The sequence below is a fragment of the Planotetraspora phitsanulokensis genome, from assembly GCF_016863295.1.
In the GTDB taxonomy this organism is placed as follows: domain Bacteria; phylum Actinomycetota; class Actinomycetes; order Streptosporangiales; family Streptosporangiaceae; genus Planotetraspora; species Planotetraspora phitsanulokensis.
This window is the reverse complement of the sequence record NZ_BOOP01000010.1, coordinates 19,057-34,395: the sequence shown is the minus strand read 5'-3', so window position 1 is coordinate 34,395 and position 15,339 is coordinate 19,057. Positions and strand designations below refer to the sequence as shown.

Here is a 15,339-nt window from a genome sequence, read left to right as displayed (position 1 = left end):
ACCTGGCCAGGGCCTCCTCGGAGGGGCCGGGCTCCGCCTGGCTGAGGCCACCTGCCTGCCGGGGCCTGCGCTCCATCTGATTCACAACGGCGCAAGCATGACGGCGGGCCATGCCACTCCCGGAACACCTGAGTGGGGGGAGTGGCCTGAGCCTCGCGATCAGCCCCGTCGTGACGTCGACGATGTGTCCGGCAAGTGCCCTGGTCTCGGCCGCTGTCGATGAAACGCCAGGTCGGCGCCCCTGTGTCAGCGGTAGTTCGTGAACTGCAGGGCGATGTCGAGGTCCTTGCCCTTGAGCAGGGCGATGACCTCCTGGAGATCGTCCTTCTTCTTGCTGCTGACGCGGAGCTCGTCGCCCTGGATCTGTGCCTTGATGCCCTTGGGGCCCTCGTCGCGGATGAGCTTCGAGATCTTCTTCGCGTTCTCCTGGTCGATGCCCTCCTTGAGGGCGATCGTCAGCCGGTACTCCTTGCCGGACAGCCTCGGTTCGCCCGAGTCGAGGACCTTCAGCGAAAGGCCTCGCTTGACGATCTTCTCCTTGAACACGTCGAGGACCGCGTTGGCGCGCTCCTCGCTGTTCGCCTTGATCTCGATGCTCTCGCCCGACCAGGAGATCTCGGCCCCGGTGCCCTTGAAGTCGAATCGGTGCCCGACCTCCTTGGCCGTCTGATTCAGGGCGTTGTCGACCTCCTGCCGGTCGATCTTGCTGACCACGTCGAAACTGCTGTCGGCCATCGGTGTCCGTGTCCTCTCCTCGTTGCCTTCTGAGATTAGTGGCCCAGGCGTGATCAGAGGTCTTTGCGCATCACAACACGGGGTTCCATGTCGATGCCCAGCGCGTGCTCCTGCCGTACGAGTGCGGTCAGCCCGGGCCCCCACTCCTCGGGGGGAAGCACGGCGAAGCCGTGGCCCGCGTACCAAGGGGCGTTCCACGGGACATCGCGAAACGTCGTCAACGTCATCGCCGTGGCACCGCTCGCCGCGGCCGCGTCACAGGCGGCGTCGAGCAGTCTCGTGCCGATGCCGCGTCTTCCATGATCAGGGTGTACGGCGAGCTGCTCGAGGTGCGCGAGCCCGTCGACGGTCCCGAGCATGGCGAACCCCACCGGCGGCCGGCCTGCGACGATCACGGTCTCCGGGTCGTCACACTCCTCGATCATCGTGGTCCCGGGAGGGAAGTGGATGCCGAGAGGGGCGAACATGCCGTCGGCCGCCAGTTCCACCTCCACCAGCGCCGGGAGGTCAGCGGTCTCGGCCCATCTGATCACGGTTCTACTATGGCGCGATCCGGCGGCTGGGTGGCGAAATCTACTGTTCGCCCGAGTCCTTCCCCGGAAAAACGGGCGTCACGTGCACCCTGGAAGTCCGCTATCCTTCTTGCTGTCGCTGCGGTCAGCAGCTGACACGGCAGGTTGCCCGAGTGGCCAAAGGGAGCGGTCTGTAAAACCGTCGGCTCAGCCTACGCAAGTTCGAACCTTGCACCTGCCACAGGGATTTTCCCAGCTCAGAGGCCCTACGGGGCCTCTTTTGCTTTCCAGGGCCATGCAGCCGTAGGTTGCCCTGAGCCGCCAGTTGTCGCGGGTCGCGCAATATGCACGCAATGATCTTGAGTGCATCTTCACCGGTCACGCAGAGCTTTGCTCCGATACCTGCCTCCAGCGGGCAGTCCCGCCGCTACCGGCCGAACCGAGCCGGTGACCGCGACGCCAACCGTGCCCTGCACGTGATCGCTGTCAACTGCCTGGCCCACGACGAACGCACCCGCGCTTACGCCGCCCGCCGCACCAGCGAAGGCCTGTCGAAGAAAGACATCCTGCGCTGCCTCGAGCGCTACATCGCCCGCGACGTCTACCGCATCCTCAACTGCGGCGACGTACCCGCAACCAAACCCACTACTGCCTCTTGACAGGACATAGGAGCATCCCCTTTGTCCGTACCGCATACCCCGGTCGTACCGCACCGAGCGCTATCCGTCACGAGCCGAAGACTCTACGTATTCAGCCTGTGTGGTGGGTTCGCTCCCCAGGGAGCCGTTCTTGGGCGAAGGTACGGATCTGTTCGGCGACCACGTCGGGCGCGTTCAGGTCGGGCGCGTTGTGATCCAGTCCAGGCAGGATCACATGCCTGGCGTCGGGCACGACACGGGCCAGGCGAGGCAGTACGTCGGTGACGTAGGCAGGGGTCTTCTCGCCACCGAGCAGCAGCGTCGGGGAGTCGACGCCCGCATACCTGGAGCCGTCGGAGTCCAGGCGGAAGATCTCGTTCATCTCGGGTGGGGTGGTCGGCATCATCGCCCGCGTCTCCCGGCCGTCGGTCCCGAGTAGCAGCAGGAACGCCAGCGCACGGAACACCGGCGTCGGCGCGTCTCCGATGGGGGCCAGGCGGGTGGCCTTGAGGAATGTCGCCATGGCCGCCGTGTGCTTGCCCTCGTTCAACAGACGGGTGAACGAGGGGAGCCACGAGGAGGGAAAGCCCCCGCCGATGCTGACAGCCGGTTCGTAGGCCATCAGCGCGGAGACCTTCCGCCGCAGTCCGACGTGCAGGGTGACCAGGCCGCCATAGCTGTGTCCGAAGAGCATCTGCGCGCCTGTGCGGTCCATGACGGCCAGTGCGTCGTCGGCCTCGGTCTCGATGCTGTAGTCCGGCCCCTGCGGGCCGCTGAGGCCGCGTCCGCGGCGGTCGATCACGTGCACGCTGTAGGTGTCGGACAGCGCTTGTGTCAGAGCTTGGTAGTGGTGAGCGCATCGGTTGTTGCCGGGTATTACCACCAGCCCGGGTCCTCTCCCTGCGCCGAAAAAGGAGATCCTCGTCCCGTCCTGCGAGGTGACCGTCCCGCTCTGCCATTCGGCGGGTTTCTTGCCGCTCATGTACTGCCTGCCTTCCGGTGGAGGGTCATGCTGCAGCAGGTGCACTGTTTGCAGATTATGCAAACTTTGCATAGTATGCACGCATGGAGTCTGTAGTTCAACGTCGACGCGAACGAGCAAGGCAGCTCAAGCGTCGAGCCATCGCGGACGCCGCCGTGCAGCTGGCCTTGAAGGAGGGGCTCGACGCGGCGACCATTGAGGCGATCAGTGAGAGCGCGGACATCTCGCCGCGGACGTTCTTCAACTACTTCTCCACCAAGGAAGACGCCCTTGCCATGGGCCCGTCGGTGGCGGTGGATGAGTTGGTCGCATTCGTTGCGGCCCGGCCGCCAGAGGAGCCGGCCGCACGTACGATGCGGGCGCTGGCCAAGCACGTGGCCGACTCCTTCGTACCCAGCCAGGACCAGATCGCGCTGTGGAGGCGGTACCCGCAGCTTCTGGCCCGCGCCCAGTCGGGCCAGAAGGATGAGCTGTTCCTGGCCGTCATGACGGCCGTCGCCGACAGGGAGCACCGCGACCTCACTGCCGACGTCTATCCGAGCGTGCTGGTCACCACCACGTTCGCAACCATCCAGTGGGCTGTGCGCGCGTCCTGGGTCCCCGAGATCGGCAAGACCGTCGACGAACTCCTCGATGCCGCTTTCGACTTGCTCGAACGCGGCCTGTAAGGCAACTGATCTCTGCACCGCGGCCGAGCCGTCGGCTCGGCCGGCGAACAACGCTGCGCGTGAGGAGCCACCATGTCATCGCCCCCACCGCCCATCGGCACACCAGTCGCGCCCACCCGCATTGCCGTCGCTGCCACAGCCTGGGTCACGTTGATCCAGTTCTTCGTCGTACAAGTCGTGGCGCAATGGGCGAGCACAGCCCCCTACCACGTGACACGACAGTTCATCAGCGATCTCGGCAACACGGCCTGCGCGCCGTACAGGTACTACACCACCGACGAACTTGTCGAGGTGTGCTCAGCGCAGCACGCCCTGGTCAACACGTCGTTCATCGTCTCCGGCCTGCTTCTGATCACCGGCCTGCTGCTGGCCTGGAGCCACTGGCCCCGGCATCCCGCGATCACGACCGGCAAAACCATGATCGTGTTCGCCGGACTCGGCTGGGCCATAGCCGGGCTCAGCCCCGAGAACGAGAACATCTTCGTCCACAGCATGGGCGCGATGCTGCTCGTAGTAGGCGGCAACGCCGGAGTACTCATTCTCGGACTGGTGTCCCGCAGCCGTGCCGGATGGCGCGTACACGGCACATGGACACTGGTGACCGGCGCGATCGGCACCGCCGCCACGATCCTGTACTTCACCAACCAGTACCTCGGGCTCGGCCTGGGCACCATGGAACGCCTCGCCGCGTACCCCCTCGTCGCGTGGGCCATCGCAACCGGCCTCGGATGGCTCACCTCTCGACGCCGGAGCCTGGCCAGCCCGGCCATCCGGGTCTAGGAGGGCGCTTTGCCCGCGGCGCCGTTAGGGCCGAGGAAGCCGAGGGATCTTGCCTCGGTGGGCGGCCAATGTCGATGCCGCGTAGGGCGTGTACGGGACCCTCACCTGCTCACCGACTGCGTTCTTGCTTTGGGCGGTGCCGCCGGTCTGCTGGGTGCTGGAGGCCGAACTCTCGGCCCGTTTACGGATCTTGACTGTGGGGGGCGTGGGAGGGCGCCGACAAGTCCGGCAGCCACGCGAATCGGGGCGCCGCCGACGGGGATGGTGGCGATCACGGTGTCGGCCGCGGTGTTGATCACCGACACCGTGTTCGAGTTGAAGTTGGTGACGTAGGCCAGCACTTCGTGCATCCGACACGGACACGCCCGCTCCACGCATTACTAATACAGCGTGATCTACGTGTCTTCGCCGCGCACATGCGAGAGCAGCGCGGATGGGCTGTCGCGACAAGTCAAGGCTGGGGTAGTAGTGGCGGCCAGGGGGGACCACCTACTCGGTTCGCGTGCGACGCAAGAGCCTGCAGACGACGGCGGTGTGTCGTGAGTGACCGTGGTTGCCCCCTTGTTAGCCTGTCTAGTCGCACGCTAATTGCATGGCGATCAGCCCGTGACCTGGCTTCCCTGCGCGGCAGGCATACCTCGCCGGGACCGCGAGCAGTCTCCCGCCAACCACGCGAAGTTGGCACCGGGCGTGCGCACGCGCTCACTGACCTCGATGGTGAACTTGTCGGGGCATCCTAGGGGCCCTGGATGGCCATCGTTAAGTGTGATCCAGTTGGTCACTTTGCATGTTGTTGACCTGTGATTTTTTATCGTGCCTGGCATGAGCACTCCTCTTGGGGAGTTCCTGCGCGCTCGGCGCCAGCTCATGACCGTTGATCAGGTGGGGCTGACGCGTGTAGGCGGGCGTCGCCGGACTCCGGGGTTGCGCCGCGAAGAGATCGCGATGCTGGCCGGCCTGAGCGCCGACTACTATGCGCGGCTGGAGCAGGGGCGGGATGTCAACCCGTCGGATCAAGTGCTCGCCGCCTTGGCGCGGGTTTTCCAACTCTGTCCTGATGCAACCGAGTACCTGTACAAGCTGGCACGCCCGCGAGCGTGTGTCGAAGGGGTCGTTCCCTGCGTGGATCAGGTCAGTCTGTGTGTGTTGAGGTTCATCGAGAAATGGGATGACGCGTCAGTTTTTGTGGTGAATCGTCGGCTAGACATTCTGGCCAAAAATCGGGTGGCCGCCGCGCTCTTCGAGGGGGTGGATTACACCGACAACCTGATCAGGTTGGCCTTTCTCAACCCTGCGGCACGAGAGTGGTGGTTGAACTGGGAAGAGGAAGCGGCTGAGAATGTCGCTCACCTGCGTGCCGCGGCGGGAACAGATCCCGACGACCCATACTTGCTCGAGTTGGTTGACGAGCTGTCACGTGAAAGTGAGGACTTTCGCCGGCTCTGGGCTCGCCACGATGTACGTGGCAGGAATCAGGGTCTCATCCGCTTGCACCACAGCGAAGTTGGCGAGATGACCTTTTCCCTTGAGACGTTGCGTATCGAGAGCGCTCCCGGCCTGCGCATCCTCGTCGCTGAGGCTGTGCCACGCGGCCCCGCTGACGATTGCTTGGCCAAGCTACGCGTGCTCACCGCTAGCCGGCGGTGATTCGAGCGGACGTGCGGCTTGCCACAGCCCCGCAACTCGCTGCGGACTGAGTGACTATCCAGGGGCCGTCTGTGGGCCGTCCGAAGGCGACCAACGATGACGGACAACGACCATCATCGAGCGGCGGACCGCGAGGAGCTGCGGAAAACGACTCCAAAAACCCCATGTCAGTCCTCGTCGTCGACATACTCCCGTGCCGTCTCGAGGAACTCGGCGACCGTCTCGGTCAGCATGTCGTCGGGGCCCAGGGCCTCGGTGCAGGCGGCGAGCGTCTGCTCGTACAGGGCGATGCACTCCTCCCGCCCGGCGTTGAAGAGGAACCACGCCAGGTTGGACTGGCAGGTCAGCGTGTCCGGATGATCCTCTCCGAGGGGCCGGCGATAGGCGGCGAGGGTCTCCTCCTGCAGGGTGATCGCCTCGTCGTGCCGCTCGACCAGCGACAACGCGGTCGCGAGGTTGTCCTGGCAGTGCAGGGTGAGCGGATGGTCGGGTCCGAGCAGTTCCCGGCACTCCGCCACGTTCTGTTCGTGAAGATTCAGCGCGTTGTCATGCCGGGCGGCGAACAGGTAGGCCGCCGCCAGCTGATCGGTCACCACCAGGGGCTCTCCGCCGTCAAGCGCCTCGCGGGCGAGATCGGATCGGATCGCGTGCTCCCGCCGCTCCTCCGCGTCGATCAGTTCGACGAGTGCCTTGATCTTGCGGTCCGATTCGAAAAGGGTCACGTCGATCACCCACTCCGGCGAGGGCTCGTGTTCGCGTCTTACACCATGAACTCGCATAAGAGCGCCGGAAAGGCCCGGCCTGATGTCACAACGACACCCATTGCGCGCCCGTCAGGTCCTTCGGCAGCGCGTGCGGCGGCACCCCGGTCGCCCGCAGCCATTCGCGTACGGCGAGGCGGTCGATGCGTCCGGTCCTGTGGAGGGTCTCTCCCAGCCCACGCGCCTCGGGCCGATCAGTGGTCGTAGCCGTCAGGTGGAGGCGGCCGTTCAACGACGTGGAGGCTCGGGAGCCGGCCGGCTGTCCCGGCGGTGTGCCGGGCCGGTCGGCCGGTCGTCGTGGGCGGGGTGGAAGCCCTCGAGCAGCCTGGTGCGGACGGAGCGCGTGTCCTGATCGCCTTCCAGCCAGCGCCTCGTGACGTCGGAGGCCATGGTGATCAGATCGGCGGTTCGCCGGAAGTCGATGGGCAACACGTCGACCGGGCACAGCGGCGGGAGCAGGTGCAGTCTCGTGGGCTGTTCGACTCGGGCGATGGAGGCCGCCATGCGCTGCTCGGCGAGCAGGTTGTACGCGTGGAGCATCATGCCGATCACGCTGGACGGCAGGCTCGGCAGCCGGCAGGAGAACCCCGGGCTGAGCACGTACACCTCGTCGGCTCCACACGTGACGGCCGCGTCGAGCGTGGTGTGCCGCGCGAGGCCACCGTCCATGAGCATCCGGCCGTCGACCTCCACGGTGGGGTAGAGGCCCGGGATCGCCGTGCTGGCCAGCAGGGCGGGCAGTGCCGGCCCGCGCGAGAGCAGTACCGGATCCCCGTTGCGCGCGTCGGCCGCCAGTACGGCCAGCCGGATCTCGGTGTTCTCCAGGCGGTCGATGGGCAGGGCCCGTTCCAGGAACCGGGCCAGTGCCTTGTTGTCGAAGAGATGGTTCCGCCTGCCTGTGGCCACCGCCTCGATGGTGAGCGGATTCACCGGAAACGCGTAATTCCGCAGACCAAGCGCGCGCAAGCCCCCGCGCAACGGATGCCACGGGAGGTACTGGGCCAGGACGTGGGCCATCTCGGCCGCGCTGAGCGGATAGACATCGTGACGGCCCACCGACAACCACAGTTTCGCGAGGTCCTCGACGCCTTCTGCGCTGGGGTGGGTCGCGTGATGCGCCGCGTTGAGCGCACCCACGGACGCCCCCACGACGAGATCGGCCCGGATCCCCTGTTCGGTCAGCGCCCGCAACATCCCCACCTGGGCGGCGCCGAGGCTTCCCGCGCCCCACAGGACGAACGCTCTCATCGCCCCACCCCCGTGAATGATCCGGCGTCGGCGGAAGCCGGAGCCGATTCGAGAGCATCCCTCACAGCTCAGGGGCAGCGTCGCCATCGAGGGAACCGAGGGTCGTCGCCTTCGTTGCTCGGGCCGAGTCCGCTGGCCGAAATCAGGGCCTGGAGAAGAGCCGGAAACGGCCCGGCAGCGGGCACGTGCCGGTTACCAGTGGCCCACCCAGTAGTTCTGCGTGATGTGGCAATTGTTCTTCCACTTGCAGGACGCGGACTGAACGGCGGTGACGCCGCTGTTGCTGTTCAGCAGTTGTGTCCCACGTTGGAAGACGGGGCTGTGCTTCAACCGCACAAACGACATGCTTCTCTGGTTGTGATGAGTCTTGTTCTGGCTTTCGTTGCCCTGTGCTCCGAGTTTGTTCTTGTCCTTCTGCGAGCCGGCTCCGGTGTTTCGCCCGCCGGTTCCGCTGGGGCCCTCTCCAGCCGACGTCGCGACCGCCGGCGACGCCATGACGATTGTGCCCAGCGCGATGACAGCCGGCAGCAACGCCATTCGGCGCCGGGTGAGCCCTGCCCTGGCAAGCGGATTCACCGTACGATGTCGACTCATTTTCAGCGCACCTTCAGGGTGACTAGTGCTGGCACTTCGGATCGGTCGGATATGTACCCCGCGATCCGGAGCAGGTCCTTCTCCGAATGATGCTCGGTGCAGAACGTTGCCGGCTCTTTGTGATGGGCGGTCCGACTCGGCGGCGCACCCGTGTTTCACCCGTAAAGGATCACATGGTCGCGGTCGAATGGGCCGTAGGCGTGCGCCATGCGGGCTCCAAAAGACCCTGCGGGCCCGCGATCTTCGAGGCGGCCGGCGATCCTCCGCGGCAGCCGGCCGACACCGTCTCGTCGCGGGCCCCTCATTCGGGGTTCGGTCCGGGTGCGCGGTGCACACGCTCGGGACCCGTCTCGAAGTAGGCGTGGCCGAGTTTCGGAAAGCGGCTGGCCTCGGCGATGACCAGGCGGCGCACACGCAGTTGGGAGGGCTGCGTGAGCATGTGGACGAACTTGTGCGCGACCGTCCGAAGGGTGGTCGCGACGTCGTCCGGTCCCCGTACGGACGGCCGTCCTCACGCCGAACGTCAGGACCTGCCGACGGGTTCGGGCTCGGGCATTCCGAGAGGGATGTCGCGCATTCCACGCAACGGTGAGAAGAACAACCACAGTCCCGCGCAGCAGCCGCCGACGACGGCGATCCACAAGGTGGTCTGTACGCCGAGGGCGGTGGCGAGCGCGCCGCCGGCCAGGCCACCCAATGGCAACGTGCCCCAGTTGATCCAGCGTGCGGCGGCGCTGACCCGGCCGAGCATGTCCGGAGGGCAGGCGGCCTGGCGGTAAGTGGTCAGCGAGATGCCTGCGACGGTGGAGGCGAAGGTCCACGAGATCCAGCCGAAGCCGAACAGCAGCACCCACCAGCCGTGCCCGGCCAGTGGGATCAGCAGGCCGGGCAGCGACAGGACGGTCATCGCGATCCAGCTGATCCGGGCCGAGCCGACCTTCCGGGCGAGGAACCGCGCCGCCACTCCGCCGGCCACTCCGCCGACGGCTCCCAGCGCCAGCAGGAGCCCGACCAGTCCCGGAGACAGATGCAGCGTGCGGATCAGGAACACCGGGCCGAGGGTCTCCACCATGATGACGAAGAAGTTGGCGGTGCCGTTGAACGCCACCGAGTTCCGCAGGATGGGATCGCGCGCCACATAGGCGAGCCCCTCGCCGATCTGCGACCGCAGTGTGGGCCGCGGTCCGGCTTCGGCCCGGGAGGGACGCGGCTCGCGAGTGCGGATCGCCGTCAGCGAAGCCGCCGACACCGCGAAGGAGAACGCGTCGGCGGCCATCGTCGTCGCGGCGCCGACGAGCGTCACCAGTCCCGCGCCCAGACTGGGCCCAGCGATCTGCGCGACCGACCGTGAGGCGGCGAGCTTGCCGTTGCCGTCCATGAGCTGGTCGCGGTCGAGCAGCACGGGCAGATAACTCTGGTAGGCCACCGAGAAGAACACGGCGAACACGCCGGAGACCAGCGCCACGGCGTAGAGCTGGGCGAGCGTCAGCGCACCGAAGGCGTGGGCCAGCGGCACCGAGCCGATCACCAGGCAGAGCGCGAGGTCGCACCAGATCATCAGGCGGCGCTTGGCTACCCGGTCCACTATGGCCCCGGCGGGCAGCGCCACCAGCAGATACGCGCTCGTCTCCGCCGCCGCCAGCAGACCGACCTGGAACGGGGAGGCGTGCAACACCACGACGGCGACCAACGGCAGGGCGAGTACGGAGACCTGCGTCCCCATCTCGCTGACCGTCTGGCCGCCCCATAACAACAGGAACTCGCGATGACGCCAGATCGAGGGGTGTTGTCCATTAGGGGCGGGCATCCGCCCAATGGTGTCATCGGTCCCACTCTTATGGACGGACGAGCACACACGCTCCGAGCGAACAGGTCGCTCGTGGCCGGCGACCCATTCGCCAGGGTTCCCTAGGAAACTCCCGGGTCACGGCACAAGATCATGCCCGCTCAGTGCCTTCTCCAGATCGGCGATGCCTCCGTACAGGACGCCGGTCATCCCGAGTGCCTCGGCGGCCTCGACGTTCTCCCTGCGGTCGTCGACGAACAGGCACTGTTGCGGAGAGACGCTCGCGCGTTCGGCGGCGATCTCATAGATCCGTCTCTCCGGCTTGACGACGCCGACGCGGGCGCTGCTGACGACGTCGTCCGCGAAATGGCTCAGCCCGAGCGAGAGGAGGTCGGCTTCCAGGGACAGCGTCGCGTTGGTCACGAGCACGACGGGCACGTGAGCCTGTACGCGGCGAAGCAACTCGAGCACGTCTTCGTCGACCCGGAACTCGGCGGAGGCGAACGCCTCGGCCAGTCCTCGCGCCTGTTCCTCCGGGACCAGCTCGGACAGCCCGGTCGCGATCGACTGCACCCACTGCTCGGTCGTGATCTTTCCCAGCAGCGCCGGCAGGTCTCGCTCCTGAGAGAAGGCGATCCTGCTCGTGGTGCCTTCCGGCAGCCCCGCGGCCCGCTCCAGGCGGGCCACCTCGGCGGTGTCGTAGAAACGGATCACTCCGTCGAAGTCGCATAACACCGCGGCGAAGGGCAACGTCATCGGATCTCCCTGTCCAGCAGCGAACCCGGGTCGGGCGCGATGCTCGTACGATCTCTCCGGCCGCGACTTCCGGGACGCGGTCAGGCGTGATCAGGGTAGTCAGAGATCGTGTGATCGGATGCGGTCCGCCGTGCGGGCCACAGCGTGTGGTATTCGACCCCCGGAACGAGAACGCGCCCGCCGCGGGAGAGATCCCGCGACGGGCGCGCCGCCTGGCTGAGGATCAGCCGAAGAGGTTGAAGGACGTGAGTCCGGTCTTGACCCGCTTGGCGCCGGCGAAGTTGCCCTTGCCGTCGCCCTTGTAGAGGTACATGTAGCCGGAGCTGATGACCGTCACGATGTCGGACTTGCCGTCACCGTCCACGTCGCCCGGGCTGAAGAAGTACTTCGCGGACTTGAACTTGGTGGTGCTCAGCAGCTTGCGGGAGCCCATGGAGAAGGTCCCCTTCGTGTTGCCCGCGTGCAGGTAGACGGCACCCTTGCTGGTGCGGCCGATGAGGTCGGGCCGCCCGTCGCCGGTGTAGTCGCCGTGCCCGATCACCTGGGCGTAGGCGAGCCAGCCGGTGCTGAGCCCTCGGGCGCCGACGAAGGTGCCGTTCCCCTTGCCGCCGTAGAGGTACAGGGAGCCCTTGGAGGTCACCGACAGCAGGTCCGGCTTGAGGTCGCCGGTCACGTCGCCCGGAGTGATGAGCTGCTTGACGGTCTTGAAGGCGGACGAGATCTTGGTGTTGACCATCTTGGACCCGGACTTGTGCCGCCAGTAGAGGTTGCCCGCGGTCGTCCGCACGATGTAGTCGTTGACGCCGTCCCGGTTGAGGTCCGACTGCAGGACCTTGTTCCAGCTGCTGAAGCCGCTGCCGGCCGACGAGTACGTGCTGAGCGTCTTGCCCTTGTAGACCCTCGCGGTGCCGCCCTTGGTACGGGCGAACACGTCCGCGTTGCCGTCACCCGTGTAGTCGGTGTCGTAGGTCCGTGCCTTGGCGACACCGGCGTACGTGCTCACCTTGGTGAAGACCGGGTAGGTGCCCTCCACGCCGCAGTTCTTGATCCACTCGCCCGAGCTGTCCTGGATGCCGATGCCCCAGGAGACGATGCCCACGACCTTGCCGCTGACCAGCAGGGGGCCGCCGGAGTCACCGGGGCAGGTGGAAACGGTGGTGGAGTCGTTGCCGGTTCCGGGCGGGCCGGCGCAGACCATGTGTCCGTTGACGAACATGTCGCCCGCCGAAGGATCGCGCAGTGCCGCGTCGCAGGTGGAGTCCGCCTGGATCGGCAGCGTGGCCTTCTTCAGCACATTCGACGGACCGGCGGGGGCGGAGGTGGTGGTGCCCCAGCCGAAGACCGTGGCCTTGGTGCCCGTCTTGTACAGCGCGGTGTCCGAGCCCATCGCGATCGGGGCGACGCTCAGCGGCATCGGCCGGTCGAGCGTGAGGATGGCGATGTCGTTGTCGAGCGCGTTCTTGTTGTAGGACGGGTTGACCCACTGACGCTTGACGAGCGCCCACTTGTAGTTCGTGGCGCTCAGGGTGCTGACGCCGCCGTCGACCTCGCCCTTGTGCACCCAGTCGAAACCGGAGACACAGTGAGCGGCCGTGAGCACCTTGTTCGGTGCGATCAGCGTTCCGGCGCAGTAGAAGAGCACGTAGTCCGGACGGTTCGCGTCCTGGTACCACAGCTGGACGACGTAGGGCGCCGAACTGATGGTGGTCGTGGAGCCGCCGACGATCTGCGGCCTGGGAGCGGATGTCGAGAGCGCGGACGAGTTCGGGGTGGAACTCGTCTGCGACCCTTGCCTGACCGACTTCCTGATGATGCCGCGCTTCTCGGCGACGGCGCGGAGCTGCTGGGTACGGGCCACGGCTTCCCGGGGGGTGTCGGTCACGGGTGCCGAAGCGTTGGCGGAGGTAGCAGAGACGGTGGTGGCCACGCCGGTGCCGACCAGCCCTAGCGCGAGGATGGCAGCGGAGAGGGCACGGCTGATGCCAGTCCTTCTCCCGCCGGGCTGAGCAGGATTCAAGGGGTCCCCTGTGAGAAGAAGGCACACTCCCCGAGTGCGCCTGACGCTTGATGTCAGAGGGCCTCACACGCCTGAGGAACGCGTGTTAGCGCACATCCGACGATGGAGATGCTAGCCGGACGTATCAAGGCAAGGTAGATCGTGAGATCTCTTTGTGACTCATCAAAGACATTGGCGACGCTGCTGACCGTTTCGGACTATTTCTCGAGTTCTCACTTCGAAAAGGCCGAACGGAATTCCGGGTTCGGATCCCTGGACAGCGCGATCGTCCTGTGCTGTCGCGTCCGGCCGCGAGTGACGGTCCGCGGTGGGGCGGATCGCGGCGGGGGCGGATCACGATATTTCGTGATCGAAGATCCTCTGTTATCGTCAGTTTGACGATTAAGGAGATGGTCGTGGCGCTCGCCGATCTGCTGGGGCCCTTACTGGAGCCCGCGTTCACCTTTCGGGGCGTGTCCACGAGTTGGGCGGAGGTGCTCGGCTTCGCGTCGGGCGTCCTCACCGTCTGGCTCGTGGTCCGCCAGCACATCTCGAACTGGCCGATCGGCATCGCCAACGTCGTTCTGCTGGGCCTGGTGTTCCTGTCCGCCGGTCTGTACGCCGACGCGGCCCTGCAGATCGTCTACGTCCTGCTCGGGCTGTACGGCTGGTGGCAGTGGTTGTACGGCGGAGCCGGACGGAGCAGGCTCTCGGTCACCCGCACCGGCCGGGCCGAATGGACCGGCCTCGTGCTGGCGGGTGCCGCGGCGACCGCCGTGCTCACGGCCGTCCTGACCGCGTGGACGGACTCCGCGGTGCCGTTCTGGGACGCCCTGACCACCGCGCTGTCTCTCATGGCGACCTACGGCCAGTGCCGGAAGCTGGTGGAGTCGTGGTGGTTGTGGATCACAGTCGACGTGATCTACATCCCGCTCTACGCCTACAAGGACCTCTACCTGACGGGCGCCCTCTACGTGATCTTCCTCGCCCTCTGTGTCGCGGGGCTGCTGTCGTGGCGCAGGGAGATGGCCGTCCGTCCGGCGCAGGTGACCGCGTGAGCCGGCGCTTCGCCCACGGCCTCGTGATCGGCAAGTTCTATCCTCCCCACGCCGGTCATCACCATCTGATCGACACCGCCGCCGCACGCTGCGCCACGGTCACCGTCGTCGTCGCGGCGTCGAGCGTGGAGAGCATCCCCCTGGCCTGCCGTACGGCATGGCTCAGAGAGGCGCACCCGCAACCGAACGTCGTGATCGCCCCCGTCGTCGACGACGTCGACATCGACTACGACGACCCGGAGATCTGGGCGGCCCATGTCGCCGTGTTCAGGCACGCGCTGGCGGGGGCCCACGGCACGGTCCCGGAGATCGACGCGGTCTTCTCCTCCGAGCCCTACGGCGCCGAACTGGCGCGCAGGTTCGACGCCGACCACGTCGGCGTCGATCCGGCACGTGAGCGGTATCCGGTCAGCGGCACGGCGGTCCGGGCCGACCCGGTTTCGACGTGGCACCTCCTCCACCCCGCCGTGCGCGCCTCCCTCGCCCGCCGTGTCGTGGTCGTGGGGGCCGAGTCGAGCGGTACCACGACCCTCGCCAGGGCTCTGGCGGCGAGCTACGCCGCACGCGGCGGAGCCTGGGCCGGCACGCGCTGGGTCCCCGAGTACGGCAGGACCTACTGCGAGGAGAAGCTCGCGACGGCACGCCGTACGGCGAAGGACGACGGCGAACCCGAGCCGTGGCTGGACGACCTGACCTGGGAGTCGGCGGAGTTCACCCTGATCGCCGAGCGCCAGCTCGTCTGGGAGGACGCCGCGGCCCGGGTGGGCTCGCCGCTGCTCGTGTGCGACACCGACGCCCTGGCCACCTCCATCTGGCACGAGCGTTATCTCGGCTCGCCGTCGCCCGACGTCGTCCGGATCCACGAACGGGCGCGACACGATCTGTGGATCCACACGTCCGTCGAGGGCGTGCCGTTCGAGCAGGACGGCTGGCGGGACGGCGAGCTCATCCGCGCCGACATGGACCGGCGCATCCGGCACGTCCTGCGGGAAGGGCGCCTGCCGCACGTGGTCGTCACGGGTTCCCCGGACGAGCGGTTGGCGAGGGCCGTACAGGCGGTCGACGCGCTGCTGGACGGAGGCTGGGCGTTCACGCGTCCGCTCACGGCGGAGGAGTGAACCGCCTTCCTCCGGCCTGCCGAACAGAGTCGCCGGATCGCATCGCCGAAGATCCCACGA

Annotated in this window: 17 protein-coding genes, 1 tRNA gene and 1 pseudogene; 7 read left to right on the top strand and 12 right to left on the bottom strand. The window is 66.8% G+C overall.

All coding sequences use genetic code 11. The features are described 5' to 3' along the window. Positions 1-246: 246 nt before the first annotated feature. Both Pph01_RS14045 and Pph01_RS14040 read right to left on the bottom strand, forming a co-directional pair. Positions 247-735, bottom strand: a complete 489-nt coding sequence (locus Pph01_RS14045; protein ID WP_204073521.1) for a YajQ family cyclic di-GMP-binding protein — start codon at positions 733-735, stop codon at positions 247-249. Positions 736-788: 53 nt separating this feature from the next. Beyond that, entirely contained in the window at positions 789-1,268 is a 480-nt protein-coding gene (locus tag Pph01_RS14040) for a GNAT family N-acetyltransferase (protein ID WP_239116679.1), read from the bottom strand. A 138-nt stretch (positions 1,269-1,406) separates the two neighbouring features. On the opposite strand from Pph01_RS14040, the gene Pph01_RS14035 reads away from it, so the two are divergent. After that, positions 1,407-1,488 (top strand) — tRNA-Tyr (locus Pph01_RS14035). A 112-nt stretch (positions 1,489-1,600) separates the two neighbouring features. Continuing rightward, positions 1,601-1,906, top strand: coding sequence for a transposase (locus Pph01_RS14030; RefSeq protein ID WP_204073520.1), 306 nt, complete (start codon positions 1,601-1,603; stop codon positions 1,904-1,906). Positions 1,907-1,997: 91 nt separating this feature from the next. Here the strand turns inward: Pph01_RS14030 and Pph01_RS14025 are convergent, their stop codons facing one another. Next, positions 1,998-2,912: an alpha/beta fold hydrolase gene (locus Pph01_RS14025; protein WP_204073519.1), complete on the bottom strand. Its 915-nt coding sequence runs from the start codon at positions 2,910-2,912 to the stop codon at positions 1,998-2,000. Between the two features lie 38 nt (positions 2,913-2,950). Between Pph01_RS14025 and Pph01_RS14020 the strand changes: the two genes are divergently transcribed. Further along, entirely contained in the window at positions 2,951-3,535 is a 585-nt protein-coding gene (locus Pph01_RS14020; protein WP_204073518.1) for a TetR/AcrR family transcriptional regulator, read from the top strand. A gap of 72 nt (positions 3,536-3,607) precedes the next feature. Further along, complete coding sequence (locus tag Pph01_RS14015; protein ID WP_204073517.1) at positions 3,608-4,315, top strand: DUF998 domain-containing protein; 708 nt, start codon at positions 3,608-3,610, stop codon at positions 4,313-4,315. A gap of 101 nt (positions 4,316-4,416) precedes the next feature. On the opposite strand, the gene Pph01_RS14010 is transcribed toward Pph01_RS14015, so the two are convergent. Continuing rightward, positions 4,417-4,665, bottom strand: a complete 249-nt coding sequence (locus Pph01_RS14010) for a hypothetical protein (protein WP_204073516.1) — start codon at positions 4,663-4,665, stop codon at positions 4,417-4,419. Positions 4,666-5,137: 472 nt separating this feature from the next. On the opposite strand from Pph01_RS14010, the gene Pph01_RS14005 reads away from it, so the two are divergent. Further along, entirely contained in the window at positions 5,138-5,962 is an 825-nt protein-coding gene (locus Pph01_RS14005; protein ID WP_204073515.1) for a helix-turn-helix domain-containing protein, read from the top strand. 167 nt (positions 5,963-6,129) lie between these two features. On the opposite strand, the gene Pph01_RS14000 is transcribed toward Pph01_RS14005, so the two are convergent. The 8 genes and pseudogenes from Pph01_RS14000 to Pph01_RS13965 form a co-directional block, all read right to left on the bottom strand. Beyond that, entirely contained in the window at positions 6,130-6,684 is a 555-nt protein-coding gene (locus Pph01_RS14000) for a tetratricopeptide repeat protein (protein WP_204073514.1), read from the bottom strand. A gap of 85 nt (positions 6,685-6,769) precedes the next feature. Beyond that, the gene (locus tag Pph01_RS13995) at positions 6,770-6,955 is read right to left on the bottom strand and encodes a hypothetical protein (protein ID WP_204073513.1); all 186 of its coding nucleotides are present in this window, start codon (positions 6,953-6,955) and stop codon (positions 6,770-6,772) included. Continuing rightward, entirely contained in the window at positions 6,952-7,971 is a 1,020-nt protein-coding gene (locus Pph01_RS13990) for a patatin-like phospholipase family protein (protein ID WP_204073512.1), read from the bottom strand. Before Pph01_RS13990 ends, Pph01_RS13995 begins: the two co-directional genes overlap by 4 nt. Before the next feature lie 192 nt (positions 7,972-8,163). Beyond that, complete coding sequence (locus Pph01_RS13985; protein WP_204073511.1) at positions 8,164-8,565, bottom strand: hypothetical protein; 402 nt, start codon at positions 8,563-8,565, stop codon at positions 8,164-8,166. 301 nt (positions 8,566-8,866) lie between these two features. Next, positions 8,867-9,025 (bottom strand): annotated as a pseudogene (locus Pph01_RS13980) (TetR/AcrR family transcriptional regulator C-terminal domain-containing protein); the annotation flags it as partial. Positions 9,026-9,088: 63 nt separating this feature from the next. Continuing rightward, positions 9,089-10,372: an MFS transporter gene (locus Pph01_RS13975; protein ID WP_204073509.1), complete on the bottom strand. Its 1,284-nt coding sequence runs from the start codon at positions 10,370-10,372 to the stop codon at positions 9,089-9,091. A gap of 117 nt (positions 10,373-10,489) precedes the next feature. After that, positions 10,490-11,107: an HAD family hydrolase gene (locus tag Pph01_RS13970; protein WP_204073508.1), complete on the bottom strand. Its 618-nt coding sequence runs from the start codon at positions 11,105-11,107 to the stop codon at positions 10,490-10,492. A gap of 223 nt (positions 11,108-11,330) precedes the next feature. Beyond that, positions 11,331-12,989 carry a trypsin-like serine protease gene (locus Pph01_RS13965; protein WP_204073507.1) on the bottom strand — a complete coding sequence of 553 codons (1,659 nt, stop codon included), beginning with the start codon at positions 12,987-12,989 and terminating at the stop codon, positions 11,331-11,333. A gap of 530 nt (positions 12,990-13,519) precedes the next feature. Here Pph01_RS13965 and pnuC point away from each other — a divergent pair. Then, on the top strand, positions 13,520-14,161 hold the full coding sequence (gene pnuC, locus Pph01_RS13960) for a nicotinamide riboside transporter PnuC (protein WP_204073506.1): 642 nt from the start codon (positions 13,520-13,522) through the stop codon (positions 14,159-14,161). Beyond that, the gene (locus Pph01_RS13955; protein ID WP_204073505.1) at positions 14,158-15,279 is read left to right on the top strand and encodes an AAA family ATPase; all 1,122 of its coding nucleotides are present in this window, start codon (positions 14,158-14,160) and stop codon (positions 15,277-15,279) included. The genes pnuC and Pph01_RS13955 overlap by 4 nt, the downstream gene beginning before the upstream one ends. Positions 15,280-15,339 lie beyond the last annotated feature (60 nt).

Coding starts and splice junctions, on each gene's coding strand:
- Pph01_RS14045 (WP_204073521.1), bottom strand. CDS start 735: ATGGCCGACAGCAGTTTCGACGTGGTCAGCAAGATCGACCGGCAGGAG.
- Pph01_RS14030 (WP_204073520.1), top strand. CDS start 1,601: ATGATCTTGAGTGCATCTTCACCGGTCACGCAGAGCTTTGCTCCGATA.
- Pph01_RS14020 (WP_204073518.1), top strand. CDS start 2,951: ATGGAGTCTGTAGTTCAACGTCGACGCGAACGAGCAAGGCAGCTCAAG.
- Pph01_RS14015 (WP_204073517.1), top strand. CDS start 3,608: ATGTCATCGCCCCCACCGCCCATCGGCACACCAGTCGCGCCCACCCGC.
- Pph01_RS14010 (WP_204073516.1), bottom strand. CDS start 4,665: ATGCACGAAGTGCTGGCCTACGTCACCAACTTCAACTCGAACACGGTG.
- Pph01_RS14005 (WP_204073515.1), top strand. CDS start 5,138: ATGAGCACTCCTCTTGGGGAGTTCCTGCGCGCTCGGCGCCAGCTCATG.
- Pph01_RS13990 (WP_204073512.1), bottom strand. CDS start 7,971: ATGAGAGCGTTCGTCCTGTGGGGCGCGGGAAGCCTCGGCGCCGCCCAG.
- Pph01_RS13985 (WP_204073511.1), bottom strand. CDS start 8,565: ATGAGTCGACATCGTACGGTGAATCCGCTTGCCAGGGCAGGGCTCACC.
- Pph01_RS13975 (WP_204073509.1), bottom strand. CDS start 10,372: ATGCCCGCCCCTAATGGACAACACCCCTCGATCTGGCGTCATCGCGAG.
- Pph01_RS13970 (WP_204073508.1), bottom strand. CDS start 11,107: ATGACGTTGCCCTTCGCCGCGGTGTTATGCGACTTCGACGGAGTGATC.